This window comes from Ferdinandcohnia sp. SAFN-114 (assembly GCF_059415045.1).
The window spans coordinates 1-20,987 of the sequence record NZ_JBPFDQ010000092.1 but is presented as its reverse complement, the minus strand read 5'-3'; the positions used below and the strand labels follow the sequence as shown (position 1 = coordinate 20,987).

At 37.5% G+C, this 20,987-nt stretch carries 19 protein-coding genes and 1 pseudogene; 14 read left to right on the top strand and 6 right to left on the bottom strand.

The window, feature by feature from the left end; all coding sequences use genetic code 11:
* Positions 1–282: 282 nt before the first annotated feature.
* Positions 283–1,266, bottom strand: a complete 984-nt coding sequence (guaC, locus tag ACR65M_RS22205) for a GMP reductase (RefSeq protein ID WP_341332088.1) — start codon at positions 1,264–1,266, stop codon at positions 283–285.
* Between the two features lie 166 nt (positions 1,267–1,432).
* Positions 1,433–1,972: a helix-turn-helix domain-containing protein gene (locus ACR65M_RS22200; protein ID WP_341332087.1), complete on the bottom strand. Its 540-nt coding sequence runs from the start codon at positions 1,970–1,972 to the stop codon at positions 1,433–1,435.
* 246 nt (positions 1,973–2,218) lie between these two features.
* On the opposite strand from ACR65M_RS22200, the gene ACR65M_RS22195 reads away from it, so the two are divergent.
* Both ACR65M_RS22195 and ACR65M_RS22190 read left to right on the top strand, forming a co-directional pair.
* Positions 2,219–2,884 carry an alpha/beta hydrolase gene (locus ACR65M_RS22195; protein WP_440274439.1) on the top strand — a complete coding sequence of 222 codons (666 nt, stop codon included), beginning with the start codon at positions 2,219–2,221 and terminating at the stop codon, positions 2,882–2,884.
* Positions 2,874–3,299: a DoxX family protein gene (locus ACR65M_RS22190; protein WP_341332085.1), complete on the top strand. Its 426-nt coding sequence runs from the start codon at positions 2,874–2,876 to the stop codon at positions 3,297–3,299. Before ACR65M_RS22195 ends, ACR65M_RS22190 begins: the two co-directional genes overlap by 11 nt.
* 36 nt (positions 3,300–3,335) lie before the next feature.
* On the opposite strand, the gene ACR65M_RS22185 is transcribed toward ACR65M_RS22190, so the two are convergent.
* On the bottom strand, positions 3,336–4,412 hold the full coding sequence (locus tag ACR65M_RS22185) for a metallophosphoesterase (protein WP_440274438.1): 1,077 nt from the start codon (positions 4,410–4,412) through the stop codon (positions 3,336–3,338).
* 378 nt (positions 4,413–4,790) lie between these two features.
* Here ACR65M_RS22185 and ltaS point away from each other — a divergent pair, with 378 nt between their 5' ends.
* The 4 genes from ltaS to ACR65M_RS22165 all read left to right on the top strand — a co-directional run bounded on the left by ltaS (position 4,791) and on the right by ACR65M_RS22165 (position 9,767).
* The gene (ltaS, locus tag ACR65M_RS22180) at positions 4,791–6,746 is read left to right on the top strand and encodes a lipoteichoic acid synthase (RefSeq protein ID WP_440274437.1); all 1,956 of its coding nucleotides are present in this window, start codon (positions 4,791–4,793) and stop codon (positions 6,744–6,746) included.
* Positions 6,747–6,866: 120 nt separating this feature from the next.
* Entirely contained in the window at positions 6,867–7,154 is a 288-nt protein-coding gene (locus ACR65M_RS22175) for a YhdT family protein (protein WP_341332082.1), read from the top strand.
* On the top strand, positions 7,151–8,611 hold the full coding sequence (gene panF / locus ACR65M_RS22170) for a sodium/pantothenate symporter (protein WP_440274436.1): 1,461 nt from the start codon (positions 7,151–7,153) through the stop codon (positions 8,609–8,611). Before ACR65M_RS22175 ends, panF begins: the two co-directional genes overlap by 4 nt.
* Before the next feature lie 100 nt (positions 8,612–8,711).
* Positions 8,712–9,767, top strand: coding sequence for a tartrate dehydrogenase (locus ACR65M_RS22165; RefSeq protein ID WP_341332080.1), 1,056 nt, complete (start codon positions 8,712–8,714; stop codon positions 9,765–9,767).
* Between the two features lie 56 nt (positions 9,768–9,823).
* On the opposite strand, the gene ACR65M_RS22160 is transcribed toward ACR65M_RS22165, so the two are convergent.
* On the bottom strand, positions 9,824–10,264 hold the full coding sequence (locus ACR65M_RS22160) for a cell wall hydrolase (protein WP_121445095.1): 441 nt from the start codon (positions 10,262–10,264) through the stop codon (positions 9,824–9,826).
* A 220-nt stretch (positions 10,265–10,484) separates the two neighbouring features.
* On the opposite strand from ACR65M_RS22160, the gene ACR65M_RS22155 reads away from it, so the two are divergent.
* From ACR65M_RS22155 to ACR65M_RS22145, 3 genes are all read left to right on the top strand, one after another.
* On the top strand, positions 10,485–10,973 hold the full coding sequence (locus ACR65M_RS22155; RefSeq protein WP_341332079.1) for a PH domain-containing protein: 489 nt from the start codon (positions 10,485–10,487) through the stop codon (positions 10,971–10,973).
* Positions 10,973–12,574 carry a PH domain-containing protein gene (locus ACR65M_RS22150; RefSeq protein WP_341332078.1) on the top strand — a complete coding sequence of 534 codons (1,602 nt, stop codon included), beginning with the start codon at positions 10,973–10,975 and terminating at the stop codon, positions 12,572–12,574. The genes ACR65M_RS22155 and ACR65M_RS22150 overlap by 1 nt, the downstream gene beginning before the upstream one ends.
* Before the next feature lie 98 nt (positions 12,575–12,672).
* Positions 12,673–13,326, top strand: coding sequence for an SDR family oxidoreductase (locus ACR65M_RS22145; protein WP_440274435.1), 654 nt, complete (start codon positions 12,673–12,675; stop codon positions 13,324–13,326).
* Positions 13,327–13,495: 169 nt separating this feature from the next.
* On the opposite strand, the gene ACR65M_RS22140 is transcribed toward ACR65M_RS22145, so the two are convergent.
* Positions 13,496–14,479, bottom strand: a complete 984-nt coding sequence (locus ACR65M_RS22140) for a Gfo/Idh/MocA family protein (protein ID WP_341332076.1) — start codon at positions 14,477–14,479, stop codon at positions 13,496–13,498.
* Positions 14,480–14,810: 331 nt separating this feature from the next.
* Here ACR65M_RS22140 and ACR65M_RS22135 point away from each other — a divergent pair, with 331 nt between their 5' ends.
* From ACR65M_RS22135 to ACR65M_RS22120, 4 genes and pseudogenes are all read left to right on the top strand, one after another.
* The gene (locus tag ACR65M_RS22135) at positions 14,811–16,121 is read left to right on the top strand and encodes a purine/pyrimidine permease (RefSeq protein ID WP_440274434.1); all 1,311 of its coding nucleotides are present in this window, start codon (positions 14,811–14,813) and stop codon (positions 16,119–16,121) included.
* A 111-nt stretch (positions 16,122–16,232) separates the two neighbouring features.
* On the top strand, positions 16,233–17,036 hold the full coding sequence (locus ACR65M_RS22130; protein ID WP_341332074.1) for an ABC transporter permease: 804 nt from the start codon (positions 16,233–16,235) through the stop codon (positions 17,034–17,036).
* Positions 17,037–17,039: 3 nt separating this feature from the next.
* The gene (locus ACR65M_RS22125; protein WP_341332073.1) at positions 17,040–17,849 is read left to right on the top strand and encodes an ABC transporter permease; all 810 of its coding nucleotides are present in this window, start codon (positions 17,040–17,042) and stop codon (positions 17,847–17,849) included.
* A gap of 19 nt (positions 17,850–17,868) precedes the next feature.
* Positions 17,869–18,876, top strand: a pseudogene (locus ACR65M_RS22120) (ABC transporter ATP-binding protein).
* 191 nt (positions 18,877–19,067) lie between these two features.
* On the opposite strand, the gene ACR65M_RS22115 reads toward ACR65M_RS22120, so the two are convergent.
* A complete protein-coding gene (locus ACR65M_RS22115; RefSeq protein ID WP_341332071.1) occupies positions 19,068–20,429 on the bottom strand; it encodes a YjiH family protein in 1,362 nt (453 codons plus the stop codon).
* Positions 20,430–20,640: 211 nt separating this feature from the next.
* Here ACR65M_RS22115 and ACR65M_RS22110 point away from each other — a divergent pair, with 211 nt between their 5' ends.
* Positions 20,641–20,793, top strand: coding sequence for a hypothetical protein (locus ACR65M_RS22110; RefSeq protein ID WP_341332070.1), 153 nt, complete (start codon positions 20,641–20,643; stop codon positions 20,791–20,793).
* Positions 20,794–20,987 lie beyond the last annotated feature (194 nt).

The window sequence follows — 20,987 nt, the reverse complement described above, 5'->3', positions numbered from 1 at the left end:
AGAATGAACAAGGTTGAGTCCGAAGATGAGGTATCTTCGGACAAGGAAAGGTAGAATGAACAAGGTTGAGTCCGAAGGTGGGGTATCTTCGGACAAGGGACATAAAAAACATCGTGGTTGAGTCCGAAGTCTAGTAATTTGAATTTTTTATAAGATGAAATCCGTATTAGGAGTTAATTTATCAAATAAAAGCGTGAATTCATATGTGAATTCACGCTAAAAATGTACTGTGATTTACTGTTTGGAACCTTGGAGCGGAACCCTTAGCTCATCCATTTAAAATTAGTAGATTCGGTCACCATTAAAGATTGAGTTCTTAACGATCACATAATCAACGTGGCGGATGGAATCTAGTTTCGTTCCACCAGCATAAGAGATAGAGGACTGAAGGTCTTGTTCCATTTCTTTTAGTGTATCTTTTAATGAGCCTTTGTGCTCCACATAGATTTTCTTACCTTCAACATTCTTCTTTTCACCTTTTTGGAATTCAGAAGCTGAACCGAAGTATTCCTTAACTAACTTACCTTCGACTTCTGTTGTTTCACCTGGGGACTCTTCATGTCCTGCGAAAAGGGATCCAATCATCACCATTTTTGCACCGAAACGTATTGATTTTGCGATATCACCATGAGTACGGATACCACCGTCAGCAATAATTGGCTTAGTTGCAGCCTTCGCACACCAACGAAGTGCAGCTAGTTGCCAGCCGCCAGTTCCAAATCCAGTTTTAATTTTTGTGATACACACTTTACCAGGCCCGATTCCAACCTTTGTAGCATCAGCTCCAGCATTCTCTAGTTCTCTTACTGCTTCTGGTGTACCAACGTTACCCGCAATTACGAAGCTTTTTGGTAAATGTGCTTTAATATGTTTAATCATTTCTATAACTGAATTTGAATGTCCATGTGCAATGTCAATTGTAATAAATTCAGGTACAAGATTTTCTTCAGCAAGTTGTTCCACGAAAGTGTATTCCTCAGGCTTTACTCCAACACTGATAGAAGCAATTAAACCGCGAGATTGCATATCCTTAATAAAATCAACACGTTTTTCTGGGTTGAAACGGTGCATGATATAGAAATAGCCATTTTCAGCTAAAAATAGTGCAATGTTCTCGTCTATAATAGTCTGCATGTTTGCAGGGACAACCGGAAGTTTAAATGTGTGGCCGCCAAATTCGACTGTAGTGTCACACTCTGAACGACTGTTAACAATACATTTTGCAGGGATTAACTGAATATCTTCATAATCAAATACATTTTCCATTCAAAAAACACTCCTAAAACCGAATATTATTTTCTTGGTTGTTTAATAATGTTCGTACATTAGATAATTTACATGATTTTTAAACCGTTGTCAAAGCATTTTTAGTATTGACCTACGAAATAAGGAATAACCAAGAAAAAAAGCCTGCGTTGTTCGCAAGCTTGCACTATAAAATATCATTCAATTCTGAATCAGAATAAACGGAGATTAAGATTACAGCCTTTGTATCTCCAATGTTTTTAACGAAATGAGGGACGCTTGCATTCCAGCTGAAAGAATCTCCCTCTTCAACTATAACTGAATCTTCCCCTTGTTCAGCAAGAATTTTCCCTTGTAAGACCAAGTGGCATTCCTCCCCTTCATGGGCGTTAGGTTCTCCCATTGAAGCACCAGGTGGACATTCTACAATCATCATACGTAGCCCACCCTTAGAGGTGAGGTGTTCCACTTTTAAATTGTTAAAGGAGGTAGTTGTTCTATCATCTTTACGGATGACACGCATATGTTCTTTCTTTTCCAATAACAAGTAGGGAAGTGGAATCTCAAGAAAATCAGCGATTGTTTTTAGTGTATTTATGGATGGAGATGTATTATTGTTTTCTACATTACTAATGAATCCTTTTGATAGACCAGTGCCTTCACACATTTGGGCGATTGTGATCTTTTTTCGGTTTCGTATCGCACGAATTTTTGTACCAATATCCATATCTGTACCTCACATGTTTTCTAGTATGAAACTTAATTTAATAGTAGCAAAAAAAGTGTTGACAAGCTACTAAGTATATTGTTATCTTATAAACAACAAATATTCATATTAGAAAACAACAAGAACCGTTTAAGGTTTTTCTTTTTTTGGTCTCTCGGTTCACTAATATGAATATTTTATTTCTATAAAAATATTACTCGATTAGATTACTAATTAGTAAATAACATCCAAGGAGGGGGACATTACTTGAATTCACCATTTACCTATGAACTTCGCCATCCTACAACAATTGATCCCGATAAAAAATATCCTGCTCTATTTTTAATGCACGGTATGGGGAGCAATGAACAAGATCTTCTTTCGTTAGTAAAAGGGTTGGAGGATATTTTTTATATATTTAGTATTCGTGGGCCATTAGCACAGCCACCAGGTTATGCATTCTTTACAATTGAGGGGTATGGCAAACCGCACAGAGAGGTATTCGACAAAAGCATTGGTCAACTGAAGAATTTTCTTGACTATGCTTCGAAAAATTATTCGATTGATCAAGAAAATATATATTTATTAGGATTTAGCCAAGGTGCCATTGTTTCAATGACTTTAGGGCTCGCCTTAGGAAATCGTATTAAGGGTATTGTTGCATTGAGTGGGTATATTCCTGCCTTCGTTAAAAAGGACTATGATATACAACCCGTCGAAAACCTTTCTATCTTCATTTCTCATGGGGAAAATGATCCTGTTCTTCCTTTTGAATGGGGAGTGGAGAGTAAGGAGTTTTTTGAAAAGCAAAGGGCAATTGTAAGTTTTCATTCTTATCCAGAAGGACATACCGTTTCATTACAAAATTATCGTGATTTAATTGAATGGATCACTAACATTCTAAAAAATGGGGGAAATACAAATGGAAAATAAATTTGAATTAGGTCAATTAATTATTAGAGTGGTTTTAGGTATTACGTTTTTTATTCATGGGCTAGATAAGTTCCAAGGAGGAGTTGAAAATACTGCTGGTTGGTTTGAGAGCATAGGAATTCCTGGTGTTGTGGCTTATGGTGTAGCAATTATTGAATTTGTTGGAGGACTTATGTTAGTTCTTGGCTTATTTAGTCGAATCGTTTCTATTCTTTTTGCTGTAGTCATGGTTGGAGCCATTGTGAAAGTAAAACTTGCAATAGGGTTTCTAGGAAACGGTCAGATGGCAGGTTATGAATTAGACCTAGCGTTTCTTGCAATGGCTATGATGCTCGCAATAACTGGTTCTAAGGCACTTGCTCTTGACCAATTTATTGGTAAAGGGAAAGAGAATAAGACAACATCAGTAAACTAATTAAAAGAAGCATTACCTCCTGTGAGGTAATGCTTCTTACTTAAACTTTACATTGATTACGACAACTTCAGATCTTGTTCCAAGCCTGAGGGGAGGACCCCATGTACCGAATCCAGATGACACAATTGAATTTAACTCTTCTTTTTTCAACAAGCCGTAATCATTTTCATAAAGCAGGTTGGTTAGTAGATTTCCAGGAAATAGTTGTCCTCGATGAGTATGACCAGACAGAATTAAGTCGATTCCGCTTTTCATGGCTTCATCAAGTTCATTTGGTTGATGGTCTAACATAATCAATGGTTTTGAATGTTCAAGGTGTGCAATAAGCTCGTTTATTCCAGCGCGATCATCATCAGTATCATCATTTCTTCCTATTAGATAAAAATCATTTTCTATCATGGTAACTTCATCTGTTAAAACCTCAATCCCGTGCTTTTCCATTTCTTCGACAATTTTTTCATCATCATTACCGTAATAATCATGATTTCCAAGTGTAGCATATACTCCAAGCGGTGCCTTGATTTCCGTCATGATTTTACCCATATTCTTCTGTAAAAATGGTTCAATATGATCGTCGATTAGATCACCAGGGATTAACACGATATCTGGACTAGTTTCTTCTACTAAATGGGCGAACTTTTTAAGATGGTTTTCACCAACAATACTACCCAGGTGAAAATCTGAAGCCATTAAGATTTTCAAATTGTCCCGTTCAGAGCTTTTGTTAATCGTAACTTCATAGTTCCTCTCAACTGGACTCCATGCATAGTAAGTTCCGACACTCAAAATAAGGACATACGTAAAAATTACACCAAAGCCAATTATGCGAATACCTTTCTTTTTAAATAGGAAGAATAATAGAATTGCAATGGGCAAAAGGACGAGTCCATAGCCTGTTAATGTTAACCAATAATAACCAATTGTCTGTAAGACTGCAGAGGAAGTTGAGTAACCCACAAAAATGCTTAATGATAAAACAAGTATAACCAATATGTATGTCTTTTTATGTCGAAATGAAAATGAGTGTTCAAGCCAGTTCCATCCCATATACCCAAAAAAGAAGCACATACCACAATAAACTAAGAGAAATAGGAAAATTGCAAGAAAAAACATAGTTCGAATAGCCCTTTCCAAATAAAGTAATTTCTATTACAGTAGTATAATTGAAAGAGATTGTTTCGTCTTTCAATTTGCTCTTTTTTGTAAAGGAAAAGTGGTCATAATTTTGAAGGATCTAACGTATTTTATAAAAGTTTGTAAAAATGGTGTACAGGCTGGATTGTAAGGGGATACATAAATTGCAAGAAAATTTCGGGGTTTTTTAGGACTCTTGACATTTTAAAGAAACGTAGTAAAGTAAGTGAATGTACCGCAAATGTAAATTTTATTACGTATGTTAATAATTTGTTCATATTTACTTGATAGAATGGTTTTTGAGTTTTCGTAGAAGAGATAATAATTTTTTTGTTTATATCGAAGGTAGGTGCAATCATGAAAAAGAACATTCTAAAACGTGGTCAAAATATCTTCACTAGCTTTTTTGGCTTTTATTTATTAGCAGTTTTTCTCCTATGGATGAAAACATTTATTTCACAATCAACTGAATTTAACTTAAATATTGATAACTCTTTACAGACATTTCTATTATTATTAAATCCACTTGGATCGGCTTTATTTTTCTTAGGTTTTTCATTTTTGGGTAAAGGGAAGAAAAGATATAGAAGACTTCTTATTATCTATTTTCTAATGTCATTCCTTTTATACGCTAATATTATGTATTACCGATTCTTTAGTGACTTTATTACATTGCCAACATTGTTTCAAACTCAAAACTTTGGTGATGTAAGTGGAAGTATTACTTCTCTTTTAAAACCATATGATTTCTTGTTCTTTGTTGACTTTTTTGTATTGGTAGCACTTATGGTCTTCAAAGTTATCAAGGTTGAAACAACAACAAGCTTGAGAGGAATTAAAGTGGCTGCATTATTCGCTTTTGCGATTTTGATTTCAGCTGTAAACCTTACTCTTGCAGAGGCTGATCGTCCACAACTTTTAACACGTGGATTTGACCGCCACTACATTGTGAAATATCTTGGTATGTACAACTATACCATTTATGATGCTGTTCAAAGCACAAAAGCTTCAACTCAAAGAGCGTTAGCAGACAGCAATGACAGTATTGAAGTGATTAACTATACGAAGGCAAACTATGCTGAACCGAATCCGGAGTATTTTGGAGTAGGTAAAGGGATGAACGTTATTTACCTTCACCTTGAATCCATGCAGAACTTTTTAATTGACTACAAGGTGAACGGGGAAGAAGTAACGCCATTTCTTAACTCACTAACTAAAGAAGAAAATACAATGTATTTTGATAATTTCTTCCATCAAACTGCTCAAGGTAAGACTGCAGATGCGGAGTTTATTCTTGAAAACTCAATGTATGGTCTACCGCAGGGTTCAGCCTTTACAACAAAAGGTATGAACACATATCAAGCGGCACCAGCAATTCTTGGTCAGCAAGGCTATACGTCAGCTGTGTTCCACGGTAACTCAGGAAGCTTCTGGAACCGTAATGAAATTTATAAGTCTTTTGGCTATAATCACTTCTTTGATTCAAGCTTTTATCAAATGAATTCAGAAGATCTTGCTGAATATGGACTTATGGATAAGCCATTTTATGAACAGTCTGCGGATTTAATAGATACATTACCGCAACCATTTTACTCAAAATTTATTACAGTAACGCATCACTATCCGTACAAAATCAGTGAAGAGGATGCAACTATTGCGCCTCATACAACAGGTGATCGTTCTGTTGATGGATATTTCCAAACTGCACGTTATGCAGATGAAGCTTTAGAGCAATTCTTCAATGACTTAAAAGAAAAAGGATTATACGATAATTCGATAATCATTATGTATGGTGATCACTATGGTATTTCGGAAAACCATAATAAAGCCATGAAGCAAGTATTAGAAAAAGAAGAAATAACTGCTTTTGATAATGCATCTCTACAGCGAGTACCATTGTTTATTCGTGTTCCAGGAATGGAAGGTGGGGTTAAGCATCAATACGGTGGTCAAATCGACCTTCTTCCAACACTTCTACACTTGCTTGGAATTGATACAAAAGAGTATGTTCAATTTGGAACTGATTTATTATCTGAACAGCATGATCAAGTAGTACCATTCCGTAATGGTGATTTCGTAAGTCCAACTATTTCATCAGTCGATGGTAAGTTTTATGATTCTACGACTGGAGTTGAAGTTGCAGAAGATCAATTAGATTCTGCAAAGAAACTTCAAGACATCGTTGAAGAAAAATTAGCCACTTCTGATAAAGTTGTAAATGGTGACTTGTTACGTTTCTATACACCACCAGGTTTTGAACCTGTTGATTGTTCAGATTACAATTATTTAATTGATGAAGAATCAGCTGAATAATAAGTAGAAGCTACCTAAGGAGTTCTTAGGTAGCTTTTTTGATGGCAAAAGGGGATTTTGGGGCAGTATAACGGATATGAGAATATGTCAATGTATTGATAATCGTAAGGAGAAGTCGTGATGAATAAGAGTAAACATTCAGGTGACAGTAGATACAAGGTTGCTAAAAAAGAGGCAGTTATTGGGATAGGACTAGCGGTTTTTAACTTCCTATGGTGGTTTGGCTTTGCATATGGTCTAGGGTCAAAGCCTGTTAAAGAGTATACATATATTTTGGGTTTGCCTAGCTGGTTTTTTTACAGTTGTGTGGTTGGTTTTTTAGTTGTTGTTATGTTAGTCATCATTCTTGTAAAAATGGTATTTAAAGAGGTACCGTTTGATGAAAACGAGGGAGGTGACTCCTTATGAATTGGGGAGTATTGATACCTTTCATAGCTTTATTAGTGATTATTTTTATTGTGGGTATATATGCAGCAGGCCGTTTAAAAGAGAGTACTGGATTTCTCCAAGATTATTTTCTTGGGAGTCGGGAGTTAGGTGGATTTGTACTTGCAATGACAATGGTCGCTACCTATGGAAGTGCCAGTAGCTTTATTGGCGGCCCTGGCGCTGCTTACACGATGGGGCTAGGATGGGTACTACTGGCGATGATACAAGTAGTTACCGGTTATTTTGTTCTTGCGGTTTTAGGGAAAAAATTTGCGATTGTTGCACGAAAAATACATGCTGTTACACTCATTGATTTTTTAAAGGAGCGATACAAATCAAAATGGGTGGTTTTGCTATCAGCAGGCAGTATAATTATCTTTTTGTTTGCGTCAATGTCCGCCCAATGGGTAGGTGGGGGAAGATTAATTGAATCGTTAACAGGTTTGTCCTATACGAGTTCTTTGTTCATTTTTGCACTTTCCATTTTAATTTATGTAACGATTGGTGGATTTCGAGCTGTAGCTTTAACAGAGACGATACAAGGGATCATCATGTTTATTGGGACTTTAATCATCCTAATTGGAACAATTATCGCTGGCGGTGGTGTACCAGCGATAATGAAAGAGCTGGTATCTGAAAATCCAAGTCTCGTATCACCGTTCGGCCATGATGGCTCCCTTACTCCCTTATATTTATCATCCTTTTGGATTCTTGTAGGGATTGGAGTTGTTGGATTGCCACAAATAGCTGTCCGAGCTATGTCGTACAGGCATTCAAAGGCAATGCACCAAGCGATGATAATTGGGACCATAGTTGTTGGATTTATTATGCTTGGTATGCATTTATCAGGGGTATTCGCAAGAGCCATTATTCCGGGGGTTGACGTTCCTGATACGGTTATGCCATTGCTTGCAATGGAGGTATTACCGGCTTGGTTAGCTGGAGTTGTTCTTTCTGCACCGATGGCAGCGATTATGTCTACCGTTAACTCCTTATTATTAATCGTTGGTTCATCGATTGTAAAAGATATCTACCTGAACTACATAAAACCTGATGCATCAGATATAACAGTTAAAAGACTGAGTATGTCGGTCACAGGGTTGATTGGAATTCTTGTCTTTTTATTAGCAATCAACCCTCCTGATCTACTCATTTGGTTGAATTTGTTTGCGTTTGGTGGTCTTGAAGCAGCTTTTATCTGGCCAGTTGTACTTGGTTTATATTGGAGAAAAGGTAATAAATATGGGGCTATTTCTTCCATTCTTGTAGGAGTGGGAAGTTATATTCTAATTCATACAATCTCACCAGAACCATTTGGTATGCATTCAGTTGTCCTGCCAGTACTATTCTCCCTCATTTCGTACATTGGTGTGAGCTTACTGGTGAAGGAAAAAGACCTCGAACATTTACGTAATATGGATGCGAAATTTTATTAATCGACAAGTGTGCACTTGTCGATTTTTTTATGATGGCCGAATACAGTTCAATATGATACGATTTGAACAAAAGAAATTAGCTTAAGGGAGGTTTTACGCTTTGAAAAATTTGAAGATTGCGTCAATACCTGGGGATGGGATAGGGAAAGAAGTAGTTCCTGCAGCGATAGAGGTTTTACATACAGTAGCAGGCATACATGGTGGTTTGAAATTTGATTTTATCGAGTTTCCATATAGCTGCGAATATTATTTAGAGCATGGTGATATGATGGCACCAGATGGTCTTGAACGATTAAAGGATTTTGATGCCATATTCCTTGGGGCGGTTGGAAATGTGAAGCTTGTTCCCGATCATATTTCCCTTTGGGGGCTATTAATAAAGCTTCGTCGTGAATTTGAGCAAGTGATTAACATTCGACCTGCAAAACTTTTAAAAGGAATTCGTTCACCCCTATTTAACCCGAAGGACTTTGATTTACTTGTCGTTCGAGAAAATAGTGAAGGGGAATATAGTTCTGTTGGAGGCAGAATTTTTCAAGGAGAAGAAGAAATAGCGATTCAAAATGCAATTTTTTCAAGAAAGGCAACAGAACGGGCGATGCGCTATGCGTTTGAATTGGCGAAGAAGCGCAAACAACATGTAACCAGTGCGACCAAATCAAATGGAATTATCTATTCAATGCCATTTTGGGATGAAATATTTCAGGACGTAGCGAAGGATTATCCTGAAATTAGGACAGACTCACAGCATATTGACGCTTTAGCGGCCTTCTTTGTGACGCGTCCAGAACGGTTTGATGTTATTGTTGCAAGTAATCTTTTCGGAGATGTTTTAACAGATCTAGGTGCTGCCATTATGGGGAGTATTGGTGTTGCGCCAGCTGCGAATATTAATGTGAATGGAAAATATCCTTCGATGTTTGAGCCTGTGCACGGGTCTGCTCCAGATATCATTGGGAAAGGGATCGCAAATCCAATCGGTCAAATTTGGACAGCGAAAATGATGTTAGACCATTTTGGTGAAGAGGAACTTGGTTCGCAGTTGTTAAGTGTTATTGAGAGTGTAACAAGTGATGGCATTTACACCGCGGATATCGGTGGGACTCATTTGACGTCTGAGGTTACAACCGAGATCATTGCTAGATTAAAAGCATAATAGAAAATGTGAAAATTATTTCCTATACATAAAAAAACCCCCACGATAAATGGGGGTTAACCGCGATAAACACTATCACATGTATTTGCCTGTGGTTCGTAATAACAATGGTCTTTGAATTGTCCTGCAAATGGTTGACCGTACCAGGTAGGTGGACATGGAGCATATGGATTAAAATACCAAAGTGAATACTTTGAAGGATGCTCTCGCCAAAAAGTTAAGGTTTGCCTTGCCAATTTTCTTTCAACCTCTCTTGCGGGGTTATAGAATAGATTCCCTTTTTGTACCGCTTCAAAGGAAAAGTTTCCTCCTTGTACTTGATAAATCACGTCCCTAATTGTTCTTACATCTTTAAAATCTAAACAATCCGCTACAGCTCGATTGACAATGACGTTACCAACCATAAGCATGCCTTGGCGACCTTCGCCTTCAGCTTCTGCCCTCATCATCCTTGCTACTAAATCAACGTCTTTGTTTGTATGTTTTACTCTTGCCATTTTCCATCACCTCTACAAAAATTGTATGAAAACTGACTCAAAAGATGTCGGTTTTCAATAAATTTAACTCCAATTTCCAAACTGATACCCCACTGGTCACCAAAAATATGCTATTTTTGTTTATTGATTCAACTTCTATAAAAATAGGAAATAATGAAACTTTATTGATATTGTTATCGTAAATATGTTGAATACGATTTTTCATAAGGAGCTGCTAGAAGTGAGTGATATAAAATTAGAAAATCAATTATCCCCCGCTTTTCCCAAAATTAGAATAATATCTGAATCGATTTCGAATATTATCGGATTTTTGGTGCTGGGATTATTGTTCTGGTTGAATTATTATTTTTCCTGGCCAAATTGGGCTTTTTGGATTTTGATTGCTTTGTTCGCGTTTGCCATCCTCGGAGCGATTTGGTCATTTATTGAACCCCACTTGAATTATCGAAACTGGAGTTATCAATTTGATGATGAATACCTTCAAATGCGTTATGGAGTTCTAACGAAAGAATGGGTGACCGTGCCAATGACGAAAATCCAGTCCGTTTCGACAATTCAAGGTCCCATTCTGAAAAAATATCATGCAAGTTCCATTAAAATCGAAACAATGGGTTCATCTCATACAATACCTGCTTTGGAAGAGGGGATTGCTCTCGAATTAAGAGAGAGATTAGCAGATTATGCAAAGTTAAAGGAAGTTGATGAATAATGAAATACCACCCACTCGGTATTGGTTTCAAGATCTATCAACTAATAAAGAACAACTTCATCTTGTTGGTACTATTGTTTATTATTCAAAGAGATTCAGAGTCTTGGTACTTTGTATATGGAAGGTATGCGTTTTTAGTATTTGTTTTCTTGCGATTGCTTTACATAGTAGCTAGTTGGTTTGTGGAAAAATATGAGTGGAAAGACCGTACTTTCCTAATCCATAAAGGACTTTTTGTGAAGAATACAAGCACTATTCCGTTTTCGAGAATCCAAAACGTCACTCGAAAAACCACCTTCTTTCATAAAATTGCTGGTTTGACATCTCTTACTTTTGAAACCGCAATGGACGGAGAAGATGATTCAATCCATTTTGACGTTATATCAAAGAAACATGCCGATTTTCTAATTGACCTCGTTCAGACTGGTAAGGAGCAGGCGGGAGCGCCACAATTTAAAAATGTAAAGTCAATTCATGAAAATCATGCACTAGATGCTAAAGATGAAAAGTTAGTAGAAAAATACGATGATGTTGTACAAGCATTCGTAGAAAGTGGACAACAAAATGACTTGGAAATAAGCCGTCATGTTCATTTTTCGCCAGAAAGGAAGGACCTATGGAAGGCTAGTTTTACATCCCTAAGCTTCCTAGCTATTATTCCGATTATTTTTGCTGGACTGGATACGTTAAGTACATTCTTACCTGATACCAATCAGCTGGAAGGAGTACTTGAGGTCTTGCTTGCAAGTAAATGGCTATTTGTTATTGTTCTGATTATTGCTATCATTATTGCCGTTACATTTGGTGTGGCACGAACATTTATCCGGTATGGAAAATATGAAATTTCTTCAGATGCACGATATATCTTTATAGACCGAGGGGTACTTGATGAAAGTTATTTTGCGATTGAAAAAAAGAAAATTCAGGGTCTAGAGATAAGGCAAACGTTGTTGAAGCGAATATTTGGGTTAGCGGAAGTAAAATTAATCAGTTCTGCGAATCCAAATAAAGGCGATGAATCCATCAATGTGAATTCACTTTATCCATTTTTACCTCTCCAAAAAGCATATGAATTAATTGAAGAATTGCTACCAATCTATCAGGTGAAATTAAGTAAATTAGAAAGGTTACCTCGTAAATCGTTATGGGTAAAATTACTGAAACCAAGCTGGTTATGGCTTATAGTAACAATTGGATTATTTTACTTTAAACCTGAACTTTTTGATATTAAGCAATTCTGGTGGATCTTGTCTGTTGTCTTCCTATGCATCATTGTCTTGCAAAGGTTTCTTGATTATCATCATACGAGATATGCTGTAAATGAGACCCAAGTACAATGGTGGCAAGGTGGACTAACAAGTCGCATGTTTATAACCAAAAGAAGACATTTGATTGAAATGTCCTACTCTCAATCTAGATTACAAAAACTTTTCCAAGTTGCTTCCATTACAACGATGAATCGTTCAATCCCAACACATATTGAGACCATTAAAGATATTCCATTACCGTTTGCTCAAGCATTTGAAGAATGGTACTTAAAGCGTCGGGAAGATGTTGATCTTGTTGAAGAACAAAGTAGCAACCAAACGGTATCTAAATAACCGGGGAAACCGTCCATTGAAATCAGAAGCCCTTTCATTTGCTATCTATTTCCTAACTTGTAATAATAAAGGAAATGAATATGAAAGGGGCTAGATTGATGAAAGTTTGTGTAGTTGGTGCTAATGGTCAAATTGGAAAACAAGTGGTGGAGCTTTTAAAGGAAAGTAGTGAGCATACCCCCATTGCGATGGTGCGTAAACAAGAGCAAGAAGCCCATTTTGATAACTTAGGTGTTGAAAATGTTTTAGCAAGTATTGCAGATAGTGTTGATAAAATAGCAGAGGCCATTTCAGGCTCTGATGCGATTGTGTTTACTGCAGGCTCAGGTGGACATACAGGTCCTGATCAAACCCTGCTAATCGACCTTGATGGTGCTGTGAAGACTGTTGAAGCAGCAGAAAAGGCTGGCGTTAACCGCTTTGTGATGGTAAGTGCATTAGGTGCGAATCAACGTGAAAAATGGAATGAGGCAATTCGTCCATATTATGTAGCAAAGCACTATGCCGATCGAATACTTGAACAAAGTGATTTAACCTATACAATCGTTCGACCTGGTGGTTTGCTGAATGAAGAAGGCACTGGGAAGATTTCAATTGGGGAGAATTTGACAAGAAATACAATTCCTCGTGCGGACGTAGCAAAAGTGATTGTAGCTTCCTTATCTGAGGAAAATACATATTATCAATCATTTGATCTTGTAAGTGGAGATATTCCGATCGAAGATGCATTGAAAAATGTAAAAGGTGATTAAAAGAGACGCTTGCGACGGTTCGGTCGCAAGCGTTCGTTTTTTATTTCTAATTTTAGGCTCCACCAGCTCTCTAGTCTAAGATAATTGCTTCGGAGGGTAACAAGAACCTTTTGTCAGCACTTGTCATACCTTATATTTGTCGCCAACAAGCTCGGGCTCTGTACTTTTATCATTTATCAGCAGGAAATACTAACCCAATTTGCTTACGAGCTTCATCTAATATTTCCATAACTGCAATCGAATTTACATACGTGTTTACATTGGACTCTAAGGAACCATTTTTAATAAGGTCGATAAATTCTTTTGTTTCGTAATACATGGTGTGCTGTTCTGGGAGCTTAGAGATATCTTCAACTCGACCGTCACGATAGCGGATTTCTACTTTTTCAGGTTCTGAAATTTTATCGATGAGAATACTACCCTGTTCACCCTGTATTTCAGAAGGGATATAGGAATTTGTAATTTTTGAAAACATTACCGTACCTTCCATGTCTTTATAATGGGCAAGTATGGCTCCTTCCCCATCGACACCAGAATTGAGCATAAACCCACTTGCTTTAATTGAATCTGGCTTTCCGAATAATTGTACCATCGGATAAATACAATACACGCCAATATCCATTAATGAGCCATTTGAAAATTCAGGTTTAAAAGCATTTAATACATTTCCTTCCTTATAAGCATCGTAGCGGGATGAATATTGGCAATAGCTTGCGAAATAACGACGTACAGGTCCGATTTTATGTAAGTTCTCCCGAATGCTTGAATAGGATGGGAGAAAGCCTGACTTGAGTGCCTCCATTAACAACACATTATTTTCTTTTGCGGCCTTAATCATTTCCATTAGCTCACTCGTATTTGAGGCAATTGGCTTTTCACAAAGAACATGTTTTCCGTGTTTCAAAAGACTAATTGCATAAGAGGCGTGAAAGGAAGTGGGGCTTGCAATGTATACAGCGTCTAGTAAGTCAGATTTCGCCATTTCCTCAATCGAAGTAAAGGTATAAGGTGCATGGTGTTTATTAGCAAATACCTTTGCTCGCTCCTCCGTTCGTGAATAGACAGCTGTTAATGAAAAATCCTCAATTGTATTTGCTGCTCCTAAAAATGAATCTGTAATCCAGTTAGTTCCGATAACTCCAAAACGAATCATAAATTTTCCTCCAAAAATAAAGTATATATATTCATTATAGCAAACATGCAAATTTATAAAAAAATGGTAAAATGGGAGAGCACATAACTTTATTCAGCGGAAGTCCACAATTTGCTGGGATTAATGCAGAAAGAGTTACAAGGTGGTCAAACCGATAGAGAATAAAGTTATGGCCTCCGGCGGATGCCACGATTTTTCGCGGTAATTTTTCGAGCAGTAAATCCAAAGACTAAGAACGCCACATCATGTGGCAACGTCTTTATGACCCACTTCCTGTGGGACTAAAAATCGGGCGCAAATACGCCAAGGCGCATTTGATAGTAGGATAGGGATGAGAAATTTGAAAGTTTTTTTTAGTTCATTACAATGGCTAGCCTTTATCATTGCTAGTTCTATAGTAGCCCCAATTGCAATTGCGGCCCTATATGGAATGGACCCAGTTGAGACAGCGAGTTTTGTCCAAAGGACCTTCCTCGTATTGGGATTATCCTGTTTAATACAAGTGTATTTTGGACACCGTTTGCCGATTAATGAAGGACCTGCTGGTTTATGGTGGGGTGTATTTATTATCTATGCAAGCTTAGGTCCGACATTATATGGTTCAGGTGAAGGAACACTTCGGGCAATTGAAGCAGGTATTTTAGTGAGCGGGGTTCTTTTTATGCTCTTAAGTATTTTCGGGATTATTGATCGACTATCGAAATTATTCACGCCAGTTGTAACAGGCACTTATTTAATTTTACTTTCACTACAATTGAGTGGTTCCTTTCTAAATGGCATTTTCGGTGTTGGGTACCGTGGTGCAGAAACGGTTAACTTAAAAATCGCAGGTATTTGTTTATTTATTATTCTATTTACCTTTGTTTTTGCCGAAAAAGGACCTCGTGCTTTAAGACAATACTCCGTTTTAATCAGCTTGGCCCTTGGTTGGATTATTTTTGCTGTACTTGGATTAATCGAACCAACCAATGTTGCGTCAAATAAATGGATAGAGGTACCTAAGATCTTTCCTTTCGGTCAGCCGATCTTTGATAGTGGAATGATTACGACCTCAATCCTTGTGACACTGTTGCTTTTAACCAACCTTATAGCTAGTGTAAAGGTCGTTGAACAAGTGCTTCAGTCACAAAATGTATCATTAGAAAAAACTAGATTTCGTCCTGCAGGTTTTATGGCAGGAATAAACCAGATGATAGCTGGACTCTTCTCTGCGGTTGCACCTGTTCCGATATCAGGGGCTGCCGGCTTCATTGCCACTACGAAAGTTAATACAAGACTCCCATTCATTGTTGGAAGTTTCATCTTGGTCGGTATAAGTTTCCTTCCGAAAGTTATGAACTTCGTTTCAGGTTTGCCTGCACCAGTGGGATATGCAACGGTTTTTATCATTTTTGCTAACCTTATGCTTCCGTCTTTAGCAATGTTTGAAACTCTAGAAAACAAATATCAATCCAGACTGATAATCGTTTTTTCATTATTCGTTGGGGTAGGTGCAATGTTTGTTCCTTCAGAAGCGTTTACGGATGTACCACCCATTTTAACTTCAATCTTGAATAATGGTCTCGTCCTTGGAACTGTTGTGGCAGTCTTGATTGAACAAACCGTTTCAAGACTTGGGTCTAAAAAGAAAGAAAGAGTCTAGTCGGAAGTAGTAGAATTATGCTACTATAAAGAAAAATCAGTTAAAAAAGGTAAGGGAGTTCGTCATACTCTACTTTTATCTTGTGTTTCATAGTTTACTAGAGGTGAATGAATGGATACGGTAAAAATGTATACGGCTTTTACGAAGAAAGCCTTTATGAGATCAGCTGCATATCGCTTTGACGTATGGACAAGGCTGGTTTCAAATATCATATTTTTGTTAATGTGGATGTCAATTTGGTTTGCGCTTTATGCTGGCAAAGAAGAGGCGAGTGGAATCTCCCTAACTGCAATGCTTACATATGTTGTTGTCAGTCAGTTTTTAACGGCAGTCAATGGTGCCGGAACGCCGCTGTGGGAACTGCAAGAAAAGGTACGAACTGGAGACATTGCACTCGAACTTATGAGGCCATTTGATGTACCGTTACGTTATTTATTTGCTGACTTTGGAAGTGTAGCTTTTTATATGCTGACTGCACTTGTCCCTTTATATGTTCTCTTGTTTTTCTTTGTTGATTTAAGCCTGCCGACATCATGGATGACATGGATTTTATTTATTATTTCCGGGTTTTTAGGGTTTTTAATACGATACTGTATTGAGCTGACATTTGGATTATTTACATTTTGGCTTATTGAAACAGGAGGAATAGAGGATATCTTCTATTTTTCTGTATCCCTTTTATCAGGCTCAGTCATTCCGTTGTGGTTTTTTCCTGGATGGTTACAAACGTTTGCGACATATTTACCATTTCAAGGGATTTATTTTATTCCAAATGCGATTTTTATCGAAGAAATTAGTGGCAAAGATGTGTTTATTTCAATTGGGATTCAGTTTTTTTGGGTAGCTGTGTCCTATACAATCCTCCGTTTTGTTTGGCGAAAAGCATCAAACAAAGTGATAGTACAGGGAGGGTAAAGGATGACTAAGATTATTGAATATGTTCGTTTGTATTTCCGACTAGTCGGAGCGGGAGTACGTGCCCAAATGCAATATCGGTTTGCGTTCATCATGCGAATTGTTGGTATGGTCGCGGCCTATACGGGAACCGCGGTAACTATGTGGATTATGCTCTATCAATTTAAAGAACTTGGAAAATGGAATTTTTATGAGTTGTTATTTCTTTTTGCGTTAGCTGTTCTATCGTGGGGATTCTGTATTATCCTCTTTTTCCATTTTAGAAGTTTGGACACTTATATTGTGAATGGGACCTTTGACCGTTTTCTTGTTCGTCCAATCAACCCATTTTTTCATTTTATGGCAATGAAATTTGATATTGGAGCTGCCGGTCAATTTATTTTTAGTATTCTTGTATTTATATGGGTTAGCAATGCTATTGATATTCATTGGCAATTTGGAAAAATCCTCTTTTTACTTGGGGCGATTATTGGTGGGATTTTAGTTCAAGGAGGACTGCTTGTCTTCATTTCAGCCATTGCCTTCTGGACGACTAAGTCAGAGCGCTTCTACTGGGTTGTGATGTATCCAGCTCGAAATCTAACGAATTATCCACTTGCTATCTATCCTAAGTTTGTTCAATGGGTAACAGCATTTGTTGTTCCTTTTGGATTTGTGAATTACTTCCCAGCAGCGGTTATATTAGATAAGGATACACCTTATTTTTCTTCCTATATTGGATATTTTACACCGCTTGTGGGTATCGTGTTTTTTGTCATTGCATATTATGTTTGGATGCTCGGCTTAAGTCGATATAAGAGTGCTGGATCGTGATTAAAGGGGTGAATGTGTCTTGGCCATAATTGAAGTAGAACATTTAAACAAAGAATTTAAAATTGCAAAAAGAGAAACAGGTTTTGTAGGGGCCTTAAAAAGCGTCGTAAACCGCCAGTTTGTCACGAAAGAAGCAGTAAAAGATATTTCCTTTTCCATCGAAAAAGGGGAAATGGTTGGATATATTGGACCAAATGGAGCAGGGAAATCAACTACGATCAAAATGCTTACAGGTATTCTTGTTCCATCAAACGGTTCCATTATTGTAAATGGGATTGTGCCGTATGAAAAACGTAAGGAGAATGCGAAAAACATTGGTGTTGTGTTTGGTCAACGGACACAGCTGTGGTGGGATCTCCCGACAATTGAGTCATTTGAATTATTAAAGGAAATATACCGCGTTCCTGATGCGCGTTATAAAGAGAACATGAATACATTCTCGGATATTCTTGGCTTAGGCGAGTTTTTGAACACGCCAGTTCGACAGCTATCATTAGGTCAACGTATGAGAGCGGATATTGCAGCGTAACTTTTACATGACCCTGAGATTTTATTTTTAGATGAACCAACGATAGGACTGGATGTTGTTGCAAAAGAGAAAATGCGTGAATTTATACAGGAAATTAATAAACTTCGCGATGTGACGGTGATCTTAACGACACATGATATGGAGGATATTGAAAAGCTTTGTAAACGAATGATTTTAATTGATCATGGCCAAAAGGTGTATGACGGTGATATAGCAGCAGTTAAGTCTCGTTTCGGAAAAATGCGGACTTTGATTGTTGATGTTGAGGAAAATGGCGTCGATTTACACGTTTCAAATGGTGAGCTCATGAAAGAGGAAGGGAACAGAAAGTGGATCCGTTTCAACCGTGATGATTTTTCCGCTTCGGACGTGATTTCGCAAATTACGCAAACCCATAATATTACTGATTTAACAGTGGAAGAGCCGGAAATTGAGTCGATTATCAGCAGAATATATCAAGAAGGATTTACGAAAGAAGAGGTTCCTGTGAAAGTTTGATATTTTTGACGTGTTTCAGCCCTACAGAGGATTACTTCGTGGGGCTTATTTTTATATCATGGTCGATAAATTTGTGTTATGGCTGTTAATCAGAATTTATGGCTGATATTTCATATTTTTGGCCAATAATCGTGATTTATGGTTAATACATAAAAAAGCCCCGAATCAGCTTCGGGGTTTAACCTATTATTTTAAAAAAACAAATATGCCATGCCTACAATGATTGGTAAGGTAATTAACGTACGAAGTAAAAAAATGAATACTAAGTCCAAAAAAGAAACCGGTAATTTTGAACCAAGTAACAATCCACCAACCTCTGACATGTAAATTAACTGAGTGATAGATACTCCTGCAATCACAAATCGTGTCAAATCATTTTCGATATCCGCACCAATAATAGAAGGTAAGAACATATCTGCAAATCCAATGACCATAGTTTGGGCTGCAGCAGCAGCTTCTGGTACTTGAAGAAGCGAAAGAATCGGTACAAATGGAGCCCCTAAATAGGTGAAGAACGGCGTGAATTCCGCAATAATAAGTGCGATTGTTCCGATTGCCATTACGACTGGAACAACGCCCAGCCACATATCCAACACATTTTGAACCCCACCTTTTAACACTTTTGAAAAGTCTCCACTTTTTCTCGCTTGTATAACTGCTTGCTCCACGCCCCACTGAAGTCGTCCTACATTTGCCGGAATGGCTTCGTCCGCCTTTTGAGTAGTGCCTTCATAGTACGTATCCGACTTCCTAGATAATGGTGGGATTCTCGGCATGATGATGGCCGCAACCAAGCCTGCAAATAAGATTGTGAAATAAAATGGTACAAACATATGCTCTAAACGCATTTGGGCTAAAATAACGACTGTAAACGTGATGGAAACTACAGAGAATGTCGTACCAATAATAGCTGCTTCCCGTTTTGTATAATAGCCATCTTCGTATTGTTTATTGGTAAGAAGGACCCCAACGGTTCCATCACCTAACCATGAAGCGATGGCGTCAACAGATGAACGTCCAGGTAATCTGAAAAGAGGACGCATTACCTTTGTTAACAATGCTCCAAAAAGCTCTAATAAGCCAAAATCAAGTAACAATGGTAAAAAAAGTCCTGCAAATAAAAATACGGAAAATAACACGGGAATCAAATCAAATAGCAAAGTTCCACCAGTTGTATCTGACCAAATCGCGGAGGGACCAACCTTGTATAATGTCATGATAGAGAAAATCATTCCAAGAATCCGTGCAATCACCCATATTGGAGATACATAAAAAAGTCCAGATAAAAAGGGAGATTTTGTAATGAATGATGGTTTAAAGAATACTGTCAAAATAGAAAAAATCCCTGTGATTGTAATTAATGCCGTCATAATATAAGGAATTGAACCGCCTAATAAATCTTGAACAATGCCCGCCAAAATCGCAACAGGGATCGTGAATGAATCTTTATATTGAAATGGTACAATAAATAAAATAATACCGATTAAAGAAGGGATTAGGAACCTTAAATATTCTGTTACTGCAGTTTTTTCTTGTTGTTTTTGGATTGCCATGTTGTATCACCTCAAATACTATTCAGAAAAAGTCACAATGATTACTTTATAACAATTTTTATAAAAATGCGAGTGATTTTTAAATAAAAATGCTTCCAAACGTATAAAAATACTATTCTGAAAACGGTTATATCTACCAGCTTTTTTTGTAGCATTCCCAACTCAAACTAAAACATATATGGGGACATTAAAAAGAAAGGAGTGGATCCTGATGAAGAAACGCCAACAGAAGGGCGATGCAACCATTGCAGTCGGAATGGACACAGAAAATGATTTACAAGAGGAAGCGACATCAGAAGAGATAGAAAAAGGCGATTACACACAAGTTACGACCCTGTCTTATGACGAAAATGATCCTAGTTGAAGAAGTCGTTAAGAAGCATATCACTGAGGTGAATATGCTTCTTTTGTGTGCCAGGCATGTTCATTAACTTGGCGGTGAGAGTCCGCTATGGGCGTTGGGATATGCGAACCATTAGCAAAAGGCAAGGGTGTCCGTGGCGACGCGGAATCTGAAGGAAGCCCAAGGCAAATCCTCGGTCTGAGGTACACGAATCA

Bases quoted from the DNA above. Each gene is read 5' to 3' on its own strand.
- guaC (WP_341332088.1), bottom strand. From the start codon at position 1,266: ATGGAAAATGTATTTGATTATGAAGATATTCAGTTAATCCCTGCAAAA.
- ACR65M_RS22200 (WP_341332087.1), bottom strand. From the start codon at position 1,972: ATGGATATTGGTACAAAAATTCGTGCGATACGAAACCGAAAAAAGATC.
- ACR65M_RS22190 (WP_341332085.1), top strand. From the start codon at position 2,874: ATGGAAAATAAATTTGAATTAGGTCAATTAATTATTAGAGTGGTTTTA.
- ACR65M_RS22185 (WP_440274438.1), bottom strand. From the start codon at position 4,412: ATGTTTTTTCTTGCAATTTTCCTATTTCTCTTAGTTTATTGTGGTATG.
- ltaS (WP_440274437.1), top strand. From the start codon at position 4,791: ATGAAAAAGAACATTCTAAAACGTGGTCAAAATATCTTCACTAGCTTT.
- ACR65M_RS22175 (WP_341332082.1), top strand. From the start codon at position 6,867: ATGAATAAGAGTAAACATTCAGGTGACAGTAGATACAAGGTTGCTAAA.
- panF (WP_440274436.1), top strand. From the start codon at position 7,151: ATGAATTGGGGAGTATTGATACCTTTCATAGCTTTATTAGTGATTATT.
- ACR65M_RS22160 (WP_121445095.1), bottom strand. From the start codon at position 10,264: ATGGCAAGAGTAAAACATACAAACAAAGACGTTGATTTAGTAGCAAGG.
- ACR65M_RS22150 (WP_341332078.1), top strand. From the start codon at position 10,973: ATGAAATACCACCCACTCGGTATTGGTTTCAAGATCTATCAACTAATA.
- ACR65M_RS22145 (WP_440274435.1), top strand. From the start codon at position 12,673: ATGAAAGTTTGTGTAGTTGGTGCTAATGGTCAAATTGGAAAACAAGTG.
- ACR65M_RS22140 (WP_341332076.1), bottom strand. From the start codon at position 14,479: ATGATTCGTTTTGGAGTTATCGGAACTAACTGGATTACAGATTCATTT.
- ACR65M_RS22135 (WP_440274434.1), top strand. From the start codon at position 14,811: ATGAGAAATTTGAAAGTTTTTTTTAGTTCATTACAATGGCTAGCCTTT.
- ACR65M_RS22130 (WP_341332074.1), top strand. From the start codon at position 16,233: ATGGATACGGTAAAAATGTATACGGCTTTTACGAAGAAAGCCTTTATG.
- ACR65M_RS22125 (WP_341332073.1), top strand. From the start codon at position 17,040: ATGACTAAGATTATTGAATATGTTCGTTTGTATTTCCGACTAGTCGGA.
- ACR65M_RS22115 (WP_341332071.1), bottom strand. From the start codon at position 20,429: ATGGCAATCCAAAAACAACAAGAAAAAACTGCAGTAACAGAATATTTA.
- ACR65M_RS22110 (WP_341332070.1), top strand. From the start codon at position 20,641: ATGAAGAAACGCCAACAGAAGGGCGATGCAACCATTGCAGTCGGAATG.